15 protein-coding genes and 1 pseudogene are annotated in these 12,320 nt (G+C 60.0%); 9 read left to right on the top strand and 7 right to left on the bottom strand.

Annotated elements, in window-relative coordinates:
* Positions 1-18: 18 nt before the first annotated feature.
* Positions 19-1,548 (top strand): PAS domain-containing sensor histidine kinase, encoded by a 1,530-nt coding sequence (locus tag AC1DJO_RS28280; RefSeq protein WP_112445404.1) that lies wholly within the window; start codon positions 19-21, stop codon positions 1,546-1,548.
* 1,064 nt (positions 1,549-2,612) lie between these two features.
* Here the strand turns inward: AC1DJO_RS28280 and AC1DJO_RS28275 are convergent.
* On the bottom strand, positions 2,613-5,183 hold the full coding sequence (locus tag AC1DJO_RS28275) for an HWE histidine kinase domain-containing protein (RefSeq protein ID WP_477973970.1): 2,571 nt from the start codon (positions 5,181-5,183) through the stop codon (positions 2,613-2,615).
* 440 nt (positions 5,184-5,623) lie between these two features.
* Here AC1DJO_RS28275 and AC1DJO_RS28270 point away from each other — a divergent pair.
* The 8 genes and pseudogenes from AC1DJO_RS28270 to AC1DJO_RS28235 form a co-directional block, all read left to right on the top strand.
* Positions 5,624-5,835 (top strand): annotated as a pseudogene (locus tag AC1DJO_RS28270) (hypothetical protein); the annotation flags it as partial.
* Between the two features lie 53 nt (positions 5,836-5,888).
* Positions 5,889-6,182: a Rossmann-fold NAD(P)-binding domain-containing protein gene (locus AC1DJO_RS28265; RefSeq protein ID WP_112445398.1), complete on the top strand. Its 294-nt coding sequence runs from the start codon at positions 5,889-5,891 to the stop codon at positions 6,180-6,182.
* A gap of 100 nt (positions 6,183-6,282) precedes the next feature.
* Positions 6,283-6,594 (top strand): PepSY domain-containing protein, encoded by a 312-nt coding sequence (locus tag AC1DJO_RS28260; RefSeq protein ID WP_112389400.1) that lies wholly within the window; start codon positions 6,283-6,285, stop codon positions 6,592-6,594.
* A 21-nt stretch (positions 6,595-6,615) separates the two neighbouring features.
* A complete protein-coding gene (locus tag AC1DJO_RS28255) occupies positions 6,616-7,230 on the top strand; it encodes a general stress protein (protein ID WP_112445397.1) in 615 nt (204 codons plus the stop codon).
* A 119-nt stretch (positions 7,231-7,349) separates the two neighbouring features.
* Positions 7,350-8,306: an SDR family oxidoreductase gene (locus AC1DJO_RS28250; RefSeq protein ID WP_477973964.1), complete on the top strand. Its 957-nt coding sequence runs from the start codon at positions 7,350-7,352 to the stop codon at positions 8,304-8,306.
* Positions 8,307-8,314: 8 nt separating this feature from the next.
* On the top strand, positions 8,315-8,593 hold the full coding sequence (locus AC1DJO_RS28245) for a DUF6894 family protein (RefSeq protein WP_477973963.1): 279 nt from the start codon (positions 8,315-8,317) through the stop codon (positions 8,591-8,593).
* Positions 8,583-8,945, top strand: a complete 363-nt coding sequence (locus tag AC1DJO_RS28240) for a hypothetical protein (protein ID WP_112389396.1) — start codon at positions 8,583-8,585, stop codon at positions 8,943-8,945. The genes AC1DJO_RS28245 and AC1DJO_RS28240 overlap by 11 nt, the downstream gene beginning before the upstream one ends.
* Before the next feature lie 88 nt (positions 8,946-9,033).
* The gene (locus AC1DJO_RS28235; protein ID WP_112389395.1) at positions 9,034-9,258 is read left to right on the top strand and encodes a hypervirulence associated TUDOR domain-containing protein; all 225 of its coding nucleotides are present in this window, start codon (positions 9,034-9,036) and stop codon (positions 9,256-9,258) included.
* Positions 9,259-9,277: 19 nt separating this feature from the next.
* Here the strand turns inward: AC1DJO_RS28235 and AC1DJO_RS28230 are convergent, their stop codons facing one another.
* The 6 genes from AC1DJO_RS28230 to AC1DJO_RS28205 all read right to left on the bottom strand — a co-directional run bounded on the left by AC1DJO_RS28230 (position 9,278) and on the right by AC1DJO_RS28205 (position 12,276).
* A complete protein-coding gene (locus AC1DJO_RS28230; protein WP_477973962.1) occupies positions 9,278-9,460 on the bottom strand; it encodes a hypothetical protein in 183 nt (60 codons plus the stop codon).
* A 148-nt stretch (positions 9,461-9,608) separates the two neighbouring features.
* Positions 9,609-9,962 (bottom strand): DUF3140 domain-containing protein, encoded by a 354-nt coding sequence (locus AC1DJO_RS28225; protein ID WP_112389393.1) that lies wholly within the window; start codon positions 9,960-9,962, stop codon positions 9,609-9,611.
* 165 nt (positions 9,963-10,127) lie between these two features.
* The gene (locus AC1DJO_RS28220; protein WP_477973961.1) at positions 10,128-10,325 is read right to left on the bottom strand and encodes a hypothetical protein; all 198 of its coding nucleotides are present in this window, start codon (positions 10,323-10,325) and stop codon (positions 10,128-10,130) included.
* A gap of 27 nt (positions 10,326-10,352) precedes the next feature.
* Entirely contained in the window at positions 10,353-10,928 is a 576-nt protein-coding gene (locus AC1DJO_RS28215) for a type 1 glutamine amidotransferase domain-containing protein (protein WP_112389391.1), read from the bottom strand.
* 189 nt (positions 10,929-11,117) lie between these two features.
* On the bottom strand, positions 11,118-11,501 hold the full coding sequence (locus AC1DJO_RS28210) for a hypothetical protein (RefSeq protein WP_477973960.1): 384 nt from the start codon (positions 11,499-11,501) through the stop codon (positions 11,118-11,120).
* Between the two features lie 307 nt (positions 11,502-11,808).
* Entirely contained in the window at positions 11,809-12,276 is a 468-nt protein-coding gene (locus AC1DJO_RS28205) for an MFS transporter (RefSeq protein WP_477973959.1), read from the bottom strand.
* Between the last annotated feature and the right edge of the window lie 44 nt (positions 12,277-12,320).

Raw genomic sequence — 12,320 nt, 5'->3', positions numbered from 1 at the left:
GACAGACGGGGAGGCATCATGAACGATTCCGAAATCAGGAACGAGCAGCGCTACCGCCTGCTCATCGAGGCCATTACCGACTACGCCATCTACATGCTCGACCCGGGCGGCTTCGTCACGAGCTGGAACCCAGGTGCCGAGCGTCTCAAAGGTTACAAGGAGGAGGAGATCGTCGGTCGACACTTCTCCACGTTCTACACCGACGAAGATCGAGAGAGCGGCCTGCCGGCACTTGCCCTTCGGCTTGCGCAGGAAGAAGGGCGCTTCGAGCGCGAGGGATGGCGTTTGAGAAAGGACGGTTCGCGCTTCTGGGCGAACGTCATCATCGATCCGATCAGGGACTCCCAGGGCGAACTGATCGGCTTCGCGAAGATCACGCGCGACATCAGTGAGAAGCGGGCGGCGCAGGAAGCGATCTTCCAAGCGCAAAAAATGGAGGCGGTCGGGCAGTTGACCGGCGGACTCGCACACGACTTCAACAACCTCCTCATGGCGATCCTCGGAAGCCTGGAGATCGCAAGGAAAAGAGCAGTCCGGCAGGACGTCATAGATCTCATTGACAACGCGATTCAGGGGGCTCAACGCGGCGCCACGTTGACGCAGCGGCTGCTTGCGTTCTCTCGTCGCCAGGAGCTTCAGCTCGCCCCCGTCGACGTCGGCGACCTCGTCGGTGGGATGACCGAGCTCATGCGGCGCACCATCGGCCCCGAGATCGTGATCACCAGCAAGTTCGCACCGGATCTGCCGAAGGTTCGCAGCGATTCCAATCAGTTCGAGAGCGCTCTTCTCAACCTCGTTGTCAACGCCCGCGACGCCATGCCGGGCGGTGGAGAGATCACCATCGCCGCCGAGCGCAGATCCGACCGGCCTAGCCGCTCGACCTTGCCGCCCGGAAACTACGTCTGCCTCTCTGTCCGCGATCAGGGGGAGGGCATGGATGACGAGACGCTGGCCAACGCGACGACGCCCTTCTACACGACAAAGGGCGTTGGAAAGGGAACGGGCCTCGGTCTTCCCATGGTGCACGGCCTGATGGCACAGTCCGGCGGCGAGCTAATCCTGAAGTCCGAGGTGGGACAGGGAACGACCGCGGAGCTGTGGCTTCCCGTCGCCGATAGCACCGAAGTGGAAACAAAGGCTCCGGCAACACCAGATGTGCCGTTCGAGCCCGCTCCGACAGCGCTAACCGTTCTTGTAGTCGACGACGACGCCCTCGTTCTCATGAACACGGTTCTGCTGCTCGAGGATCTGGGCATGGACACCATTCAGGCATCTTCGGGCGAGGAGGCTTTGGCAGCGCTGCAGACGGGCGTTCCGCCGGATGTCGTTATAACCGATCACGCCATGCCTAACATGACAGGGGCGCGCCTGTGTCAGGAAATCCATGCGCGGTACCCGACGCTTCCGATCATTCTTGCTACAGGATATGCGGAGCTACCGGACGGCGTCGGCGATTTGGCCGGGGTCGTGCGGCTATCGAAGCCGTTCAGCCAGGCTCAGTTGTCGAACGCGCTGGCAGAAGCCTGTCAGGGCAGGCGGTGCTTCTGAAGCTTTTTTGAAGTCGACCACCTCAGGCAACATCAAGATCCGTCCGGCGCAATCGCTCGATGCTCGAATCGGGCAAGCGGACTGGTCGTCCCTTGTGAAGGTCCACCTGTCCGTACCAGGCGTGATCGCCGAGTGTTTCAGGATGTCTGCCGGGCCCTTGGGTTCGCCGTTCTTCGGCACGTACGCAGGCGCTTGCGTAGAGGCGCGCGCGGAGCGATCCAATCTTACTGGAAACGATGCGCGAAGGTAGCCGACCCGGATGCCGCAATCGAAGCCTTCGCCCACGACGCGCAGCCCACCATCCATGCCTTGTTCTTGTCGAACGCGGCGCAGTGTGAGGTCGAACACGTCGTACATATCGGTGTCGGGGCAGGCTTCTACCCGGCGATCAGGCGAGTTTTGTCAATGTCTTTGGGAAAGCGACGGCGGTCGAGGTCGCGCTTGATCTGGCTGCGTGTGCGGCCGCGAATCTCTCATCCTAACCGAATGTCTCCATTGTTCAGTGCGACGACGGGTCGGTGGAATTCGGTGCCGCCGACGTCATCTGTGTGAGCGCCGGCGCGACGCGCCCCGCGGACATATGACTGGATCGGCTCAAGAACGGCGGAAGGCCGATCTTGCGCTGGCGACCGATCTGCGTTTCACGAAGAGTGATTGGAACAACATGCATCGTCGTGGTGCGGTGTTCCTGGTAACCAGACGAGGCGGCGACTTCCACGCCCAACGGATTTCGCCGGTAGCGATGTTCGCATGTGCGGGAATTCGCGATGAACTGTTGGAAATGGCGCTTGCTGAGTCCTTCGGGAAACGGGGAGCCGAGGCAGGTGACGCGGATCGCCGGACGGTCCCTGTCTTATTCTTAAAATTGATATGAGGTAGAGCGCAATGAGAAAAGGCCGCGACAAAATCGCACCGACCTTGTCGACATCGCCTTCACACCAGTGCCAGTACATCCGTGGTCAAAACGCTGCGTACCCAGTTCGTGCCTGACCGCACACGATCTCCACGATGGAGTTCGCCGCGTAGCTGAGGCGGCCGCGACACTTGGCAAGATTGGGGATGCTTTAGCGGCCCGGTCTCGTCGGCCCTATGCCAAGCGCCGTCCCGACCGCACTCGACAACGCTGCCTGCGATACAGGCTTTCGAACCACGGGAATAGTTGCGAAGTCTGCCGGGATATGGACGCCGTCACGGTAGCCTGTCGCGAAGACGTATGGAATGCCACGCTTCTCGAGCTCCTTCGCGACCTCCTCGGATGTGGAAGATCCAAGATTGAGATCGAGAACCGCACAGTCGGGCGATCCCTCGGTAAGGATTTTCAAGGCGGTGGCGACATTGGCCGCGATCGAAACCTCTTCGGCACCGATCGACCTCAGCAGTTCCTCGGTGTCCATCGCGATCAGCGACTGATCCTCGACGAGCAGGACGCTCATTCGGTCCAACGGCTTGAACGCGGCTTCCGCGATGGCTGGGCTGCCGGGCTGCAAGTTTTCCACGACCTCGCGTAGGTGCTCGCCGGGGATCATGATTCTGGCCTCGAGGCCGGCAGGGGCGAAGTCGAGGTCGATGCTTCCCCCAAGGTCGTGCGAAACGGTCTTCTCGATCAAGTTCGAACCGAAACCGCGGCGTGTCGGCACAACGACCTCCGGGCCGCCGCTTTCCTTCCAGGAAAGATGGCAGTCGCCATTTTCGGCGATCGTCCAAGATATCTCCAGCTTTCCGGACGGAACGGAAAGGCTGCCGTACTTCGCGGCGTTGGTCATCATCTCGTGCAGAAGCAGAGCGAAGACGCCGAACGCCCGTTCGGTCAAGCCGATATGATCTCCCGAAATCTGGATGCGATCCGGCAGTTTTGCAAACCGATGCATATCCGCCTCGGCCTCGATCAGGCCCCTGAGTTCGCCGCCGTCCCGGCTACCGAAGGACTGGTCGTGAGCGAACGAGAGCGCCCGGAGCCGCCCTTCGAACGACTTGGCATATTCGTCGACCGACTGGGAGTTCGCCCCGGTCTGCGTCGCTATCGACTTCACCAGCGCGAGGATGTTCTTCACGCGGTGGTTCAGCTCCGAATTCAACAGCTTTCGCTGGCTCTCGGTCCGTTCGCGCTGCTCCTCGGTGGCGTCGTTGTGCGACAGCATCACGTCGCGGACATATCCCCTGATGGATTCGGCCACGACGACGTCTGCCTTCGACCACGGGAGCGATTTGTGCCTGACGTCTTCCCTCCAGGTATCGAAGCTGCCGCGCGGCGATAGCCTGACGCCGTTCTCGGTGAGCTCCTCTTTCTTTCGCGGTTCGCCTGCCCACTCGACTTGATGGGCCTCCTCGCTTCGGAAGAACACCAGGAAATCCGGCGAAGAGACTGAAATCGGAATCGCTAGCACCCCTGCGATGCGCGTACCGTACTCTTCGACGTCACCGGTCTCGGACTGGAGGTCCTGCGTGTCCCAGATGTTCCGGCCCGCCTTCTTGCCGATGATTTCCATCAGATGCGGTATCGCCGTCTCCGATGGGGAAACGCCATACGACGCCCACTCACCACGCGACCATAGGCCCGCCCCGTCGCTGGCGATCAGAGAAGAGAATTCTCGAAGCCTTCTGCGAAGCGTAACCTCGACCGGGTCGGCGTGATCGACGCCTGCGATGATCGCATCGAGACGACTGCGCGTCGCCGCGGCGGACGCCTGCTGTTCGCGGTGCTCGATGGCGGCCACATGCAGCGAGAAGTACTGTGCGAACAGTTCGGTCGCCACGCGCAGCGGGATGGAGAGCCATTTTGGCGTGTTATGGTGGCAAGCGATGAGGCCCCAGAGCTGGCCGTCTACCACGATCGAGATCGACATCGAGGCGGCGACGCCCATATTTCGTAGATATTCGCAGTGGATGGGGGAGACGCTTCGAAGATGGGCGAACGAGAGGTCGACTGCCGGATCGCCTTCGGCGATCTTCGGAAGGAGCGGCACGGGGACGAACGATGCGTCGCCGATCACACGGATCCAGTTCTTGACGTAAAGCTTGCGCGCCTGCACCGGGATGTCGGATACCGGGAAGTGCTGGCCCAGAAAGCTACCCAGAGAAGCGTCTTTCGCCTCCGCGACCACCCGACCGGCCCCGTTGTGCAGGAACCGGTAGACCATCACGCGGTCGTAGCCGAGCATGGCGCGGACGAGCCGCGCGACTGATTTGAATAGCGGGTCAAACTCCCGGTAGCCGTCCACCCGTCGGATCAACGATTGTGTCAGATGGAGCGCCACTTCCGTGTCCTCCGGAGACGCGGGCCGCTCAAGCTCGAGGAACGTCCGGCCCTTGTATCGGTGGGCTGTGATGTCGGCGACGCTCGCGCCTTCCGAGAGCTTCGCCTTGAGCACGACGCCTGCGATCTGGCCAGCCCCGGCCCGAGCGACGGCGTTTGCGATGTCATGGGAGACGGTCGTACCGACCAGATCGGCAAGCTCCGCGCCGACATAGTCGCGATTGGTATCGCCGAGAAATTCGTCGATATTCTTCGAAACGAACGAAACCATCCCTTGCTCGTTCAGGACGATCATTGCTCCGTGAGGCTGGATGCTGCCCGGAATATGGATGGGTTCCCGATCGCAATTGCTCAGATCGACTTTGGACCTATCATAACTCAATGGCGGACATCCTGCTTTCTCGGGTGGGAATGCCTGTCTGCCATAGCGTCCGGCGACCAGCAATCGCTGATTAAGATTTATACGATTGGTTACTGATATTGGATTATCGAAGATGCTGATCAAGAAGAACGGCGTCTTAACGGCCGGATGAACGCCAGCAACAGATTCGGATCGACAGCGACCAATCTCCGCCTTGGTCATTCCCGTCGCGATCGGTAGATCCTCCAGGTCCGACGACGCTTTCGCTATTTGTTTGGGGGGTGTTGACCAATGCACGCCGGTCTGGGCGTTTCACTAGATGGCCGCGGTACGCAACAACTTCGCGCTCTGCGAGCTTCGCCATAATCAAACTATAGCACCCCCGCTCGTCGGGGGGTGCTGCGCCTCGCCCGCCGCCGCCGTCCCCTCGCGGGTCCTCCATCGTCCGTTGGGAGGCAATCATGGCCGATGACAGCACCGTAACCATCCGCGCCAATTTCGACACGCGCGAAGCTGTAGACCTCGCAATAGAACATCCGGTGCAGCGGCTTCAGCGGCGAACACGTCCGGGTCGAAGGCCTTACGCGGCGACGCGTCGTACGACGGCAGCACGCGCGATGAGGCGCCACTCGCGGGCGTCGTCGAGATCTCTATTGATATCGAAGCCAGCCAGCACCCACGGTCAATCGAATTGATCTGGCGTTGCGAGTATCGAGCAACTGAGCGATGGCACACCTTGTCGGCGTCTATGCTCTGGCCGGCGAATTGTCTCGCTCATCCTACCTTCAGGAAGCACTGGAACGGTACGAGGAAATTATGCGGCCCTATGTGGAAAAGGGACAGAACGTCCCGAAATTCGCTCCGAAAATGCTGCAGCCACAGACCTTGCTGGGCATCGCCTCGCAGCGAGGCGTTCTGCGCGTCTCTGACACGCCGGGCATTAAGCAGCTCGTGACCAAGCTGTTCTTATCCGGCGCGGACGACTTCAAACTGCCCGAGTACGGCGCCATCCCTTCATAGAGTAGACGCGACCGGTTGCAACGCTCTCCGTCACAAATAAATGATTGGAACCTCTAGGTTTTCCGCGTGTTTTCGATCCACAAACCAAGAGGAAACACCCATGAAGAAAATTATCCTTCTGACCGCGAGCCTCGCGCTTGTCGCCTCAGCGGCTTTTGCCCAGAGCCAAACGCCGACCACCTCGCAGACGACGCCAGCGGTCAATACCGAGCAAAATCCCGGTGCACCTGTCGCGGGTAAGAACAGCTTCACCGAAACTCAGGCTGAGTCCCGCATCGAAGAGGCCGGCTACACCGACGTATCCGGTCTGAAGCTCGACGATCAGGGCGTTTGGCGCGCCACCGCTTCCAAGGACGGCAAGTCCGCCAACGTCTCCCTGGACTTCCAGGGCAACGTCACGCTTGCCAAGTAAAAATATAACGGAGAAATCCCCATGAAGACCACAATCACAGGACTGTATGACAGTTACGACGATGCAAAGGCGGCCGTGAAAGCGCTCGAAGATGCGGGCGTCCCGTCGGACGACATCAGCATAGTCACCAACAAGGCTAATGGCGACGTCAATGTCGAAGGGCAAGGCAACCGGGCAGGCGAAGGTGCCGGCGCCGGTGCAGGCCTCGGCGCTCTGGCTGGCGGCGCGGGCGGTCTGCTGACCGGCCTTGGCCTCCTTGCCATTCCAGGCGTTGGTCCAGTCGTTGCTGCGGGCTGGCTCGCGGCCACGGCGGCTGGCGCAGTCGCTGGTGCCGTTGCTGGCGGCGCCGTCGGCGGGATCGTCGGCGCGATGGTCGAATCCGGTGTGCCGGAAGAAGATGCCAACTTCTATGCTGAAAGCATTCGTCGCGGCGGCTCTGTCGTGACGGCGCGTGTGGAAGACGACCGTCGCACGTCCGTAGACGCGATCCTCAACAGATCGCCGCGGGTAAACGTCGCAGAGCGTCGGGCACGTTATGCCGAGCAGGGTTGGACACGTTTCGACGAGACCGCCGATCCCTACACAATCGAGCAGATCGCCGCCGAGCGCGACCGTTATCGCGTCAACCGTCTGTAATTTGTTCTATAGGAAACCATCGGAGGCCTCGCAGTCGCTGCGGGGCCTTTTTTGATTTGGGTCGGCGGGACTTTTTCGCGTCGCCGACGTTGTCCTCTCACGATCGAAAGGAGACCGAGATGTCATCGAAAGCCACCGCAGCAAAGCAGCGCGATATCCAAGACCAGGTCGCGAAGGCCGACGAAAAGTCAAAATCGACGCCTAGCGGCGCGATGCAGGCGGGTGCGCGGAAATACCCGGAACCGCCTTTGCCGAAAGTGCATCAGAAGAAGCCTGGCTCCGAGGCTGACCTACCGCTCATGCCGCTTTACGATGCGCCGTTCTACAAGGGGTCGGGAAAGCTGAAGGACAAGGTCGCACTCATTACCGGTGGAGATTCGGGCATTGGCCGCTCGGTCGCGATTCTGTTCGCACGCGAGGGCGCCGACGTCGCCATAGTCCATCTCGACGAGAACGAGGATGCGGCAAACACCAAAGCCGTGGTTGAGAAGGAAGGCCGCCACTGCTTGGTTATCAAGGGCGATGTGAAAGACCCCAAGTTCTGCCGTGACGCTGTAGCCCAGACTGCCAAGCAGTTCTCTCGTCTCGACATCCTCGTCAACAACGCCGCTTTCCAGGTCCATACCGCCGAAATCGAGGATCTTACCGACGAGCATTTCGACGAAACACTGAAGACCAACCTGTACGGCTATTTCTATATGGCCAAGGCCGCAATTCCTCACCTCTCCAACGGGTCGGCGATCATCAACACCGGATCGGTCACCGGATTGGAAGGCTCTAAGGAGCTGCTCGACTATTCGATGACGAAGGGCGGCATTCACGCTCTTACCAAGGCCCTGTCCAGCCAGCTCGTCCCGAAGGGCATCCGCGTCAACGCCGTCGCGCCCGGACCGGTCTGGACGCCGTTGAATCCTTCTGACAAGCAGGCCGACGACGTAGCGAAGTTTGGCAGTCAGACGCCGATGAAACGCGCCGCTCAGCCTGAGGAGATTGCGCCCGCCTACGTCTTCCTCGCATCGCCACAGATGTCCAGCTACATCACCGGCGAAATCCTCCCCATCGTCGGCGGCTACTGAGGTTGGAGATGGCGAAGTTCTACGTTCAACTGCTTGACCACGAAGGCGTCCGTCCTGCGGAGATGCTGTACGACTTCGACACTGCGGAAGCTGCGATCGAGGAAGCGCGCACGGCGCTGTCCGAAATGGCAGCCGATGGGCTTCCGACCAGTGAATACAAAATGCTGTCCGTCGAGGTCTTCAACGAAGAACGAAAACCGGTCCGGGAGATCAGGCTTGTTCTCGAGGAAATCGACAAGACCGCAACTGCAGATCCAATAACCGAGGAGACCGAACATGGTCACTAGAAGTAACGACACCGAATCGCCCAAGGTCACCGAAACCGCCATCGAAGCACGCCAGGGCAGCTTCGGGAAGCCGGTCTTCATCGTTCTCGTTTGTGGCATCTTGCTCGCACTGCTCGCCTGGGGCGGGGTCGAGATTTGGGGCGAGAGTATCGATCGAGACGCCGAGCCCACGGCTTCGACGAAGGCCGATCCGATCAACGCACAGCCGTCCGGCGCCGGAACGTTCGACAACAACGCAGCCGACGGCAGCAGCCGTCCGCCCGAAGCGACCGATCGTTCTCCGACTCCGAGTGGCAGTGGCAGCGGCCCGACACAGGTGACGACGCCAGCCGGAACCGAGAAAATTAAATAGATCGGGATCGCCACCGCAAACTCTGGGGCGAGTGGTCTCGCCCCAAGCATTCGAATTTGCCCGAACGAACAACCGAACGGAGAAATCGATGAGCGACCTCAAGAAGGGCGACAAAGTCACCTGGGACACCAGTCAAGGGAAAACCAAAGGCAAGGTCGTGAAGAAACAGACGACGCCAACCAAGATCAAGGGTCACGATGTCAAGGCGTCGCGATCCAATCCCGAATACATCGTCGAAAGCGAAAAGACTGCCAAGCGGGCAGCTCACAAGCCAGGTAGCCTGACCAAGACTGGCGATAGTTCGAAACCCTAAACCAAGCTGACCGCACTCTTCACATGGACGACGACGGAACGATCCCGAGAGTCGGCGTCAGAAACACGTCGTTATCTTTTCGCTCGCTCGCAGCGCTGGAGACCGCTGAGCGAACTTCAGCCTCTTCCCAGCCGGCATCGACCGCAGATGTCAACAATTCGGCCGCCTTGTCTTCATCGGACGCGCTCGAAGTTTCGTTCAAGTGCCTCCGTGCCGTTTCCAGGCATTGCTTCAAATCCTCGATCCGGGCGGGATCGTCGGCGGACTGCGACGTAGGTCATGGTGGCTCCTTTGATTTTACGATTAACGGCGAGCGTGCCCGGGAGTTCCGGCGGGGTTTAGGCTTTTCCCTACCGCTCCTTCAAGGGATCGTGCCCCCAGTTCATTAGCGAGTAGCGCCACGCCGAACGCTCCTTGTCCACCTTCGGTCCGCCTTGGGCGAGATGTCTGTGCACGTAGCCTACGACTTTTCGCATATGCTCATAGTCCTCGTCCGTCAGATCTGCCCTCTTCTTGTGCTTGATATCGACGATACGTCGTCCGGAGTGATGATCGATCGACTCCTTGCGGCCGTCCGCCTTCCACCCGTTGACGAGGCTCTCCTCCGTGCGCAGCCACTTCTCCAGCTCCGATGACGACATGTTCACCGCTTCGGCGAAATCAGCCAGGACCTGATTGGTGTCGATGTCGCTGTCTTTTGTCATTTGATCCTCCTGAAATGCTGCACACACGTACGACGACGAACGCCGGTTATCGCGGAAAGTTTCGCGCGTAATACCTGTGGTCAGGAGAGAAATCTCAACGGACATCTCGCCGAAACGCGGCGACGCACGATCCCTTCGTTCCGCGTTCAAGGACGCGGCGCGTTCTTAACCGCCTCGAAGGTCGGGCACGACGACAGTGAACATATCGGTCGTTTCGGTGCCACGGCCGTCCAGCACATTCTTGTTTGCGGTCAGCCGTGGAGAAAGGAGCAGCGGCGGTCCGCTGCCCCCAACGAGCGTGTCGATGCCCATGCCATCACCTCGAACATGGCGTTGTTCGAAGCCTTCGATGATCCCTGACATTGAATGTCCTCGCCAATTGGGCTCAGGTTACGCTACGGCGCTACGAGCCTGCTCGGGATGCTTTCCCTCGGCGAACTCCTCAACGATTTTCGCGCAGAACGCGGGCAGGTCGTCTGGCTTGCGGCTCGTAACGAGTCCTTTGTCGGTGACAACCTCCTTGTCCACCCACGTTCCACCCGCGTTTTCGATATCTTTCCGGATCGACGAGTAGGACGTCACGGTACGACCTTTCAGGACGTCTGCTTCCACCAACAGCCACGGACCGTGGCAGATGACACCGACGGGCTTCGCTTGCTTAAAGAACGAACGGACGAACGACACGGTGTCGGCATCGGCTCGCAGCTTATCCGCGCCGACGCATCCGCCTGGAATGATGAGGCCGTCGAAGTCGCTTGCGGCGACATCCGTCACCTTCTTGTCGACCGTATAGGAGCTACCGGGGTCAAGGTCGCTGTTGTTTGTCTTGGCTTCTCCAGCCTCGATGCCGACGACGGTAACCGTGGCGCCAGCGGCTTCGACCGCGTCCTTGGGCTTCTTGAACTCGGGCTCTTCGGTGCCGCGGGGTGCGATGAGGATCGCGATCTTCTTGCCTTCGAGAGTCATCGTTGTCTTCCTAGTTGTTGAGATTTCGACCGTGAGGTCACCGCTAGAAAACCCCTTTTGGAAGTCGAAGTTCCCAGCTCGAGATCAGTGATTTTTGGTTGGATCGTGGCACCGGCCACTGCGCTTAGCGCGTATCGCTGCCAGTGGCACCGGCATCAACGAGCGTTGGCGGCAATCGGAAAGTCGCTTTCAATCCAACGAGGGCGTCGCCTTTTGCCCCACAGCCTTCGGATGACAGGTCACGTAGGTTCCAAGCGCGATTGCCAGGGCCATCGCCGTTGTTCCGAAGATCAGGCCATACGTCCAGGCGACGCTGAGACGAAGTTCGGCGAGCGCGCCAAAGATGGCGGATGAAGCCGACACGCCAAGAAAGACGAGCGTGTTGAGCGCGCCAAGTCCGATGCCTCTCATTCGATCCGGGAGCAATGCCTGAGCCTCGGTCATCGCCACCGGATGAATGTTGCCCATGGCGTAGAGCAGAGCCAACCCTGCGGATGCCGCAAACACGCTTGATCCCGGTGAGAGGGCGAGAAGAACCGCGCTTAGAAGGCCGATGACATAGGTGGCGGTCACGAGTGTCCGACCATGCATGCCATTTGAGTAGCACGAATGGCAATGCGAGCGAAGTCGCAACTCCCAATATGCTCACCCCGGTCAGTACTGCGCCGACATCGGTGTCGCGCCCGAATACGTCCGTAAGGTACGGTCCAGCCCAAGCGTTTTCGAAAAGTGCCTCCGAGCGAGGGCGTGAAGCAGATAGGTACAAGATAGAGGAGGTGGGACAACCTCCACGAGCTAGCGGCGCTTACCTGAACAGCGTTTAACGACGAGCCTGTCTGTCGTAGGGTTGCCGCGACTGAGAAGGCGCAGCCCGGCATCATCATCGAGGCCACCAGCATGCAGCGCGCCCCCCGCACTCTGCCGTGAACCATGATAACGGAGACGCTGAGAGCAGCGCTCCCACGGAACCTACAGAACTCACCGTGGCCGCCAGGCGGGCGGCTTTGTCTGGTGAATGAAGTCGTCCGAGATAGTAGAAAACGCCCATCGGCGCACATCCAATTCCGATCGCAACCTGACCAGCGGAGGCGGAGCAGAAATCGGATGAAGCCGCCAAAAGTGCTGAACCTGCAGCGCCCGCGATCATCATCAAGGTCATCGGCAACCGCATGCCCCAGCGATCGAAGGCGATGCCGACAGGAATTTGTAGCACCGCGAACGATCCAAAAAACGCAGACGCAAGCCAACCGAATTCAACAGGCGCGAGTCCGAGTTCATTCGAAATCAGCGGCCCGTCGACACCGAAATAGCTTCGAAGCAGAGAGCGGATAGAGATGCGCGCATTCATTCCCCGCAAGAAAACCAGGCTCCAAGACCGGGATGAGTTTCAGT

The sequence above is a fragment of the Rhizobium sp. 05N430 genome, assembly GCF_056396985.1.
This window is presented reverse-complemented; position numbering and strand designations above follow the sequence as displayed.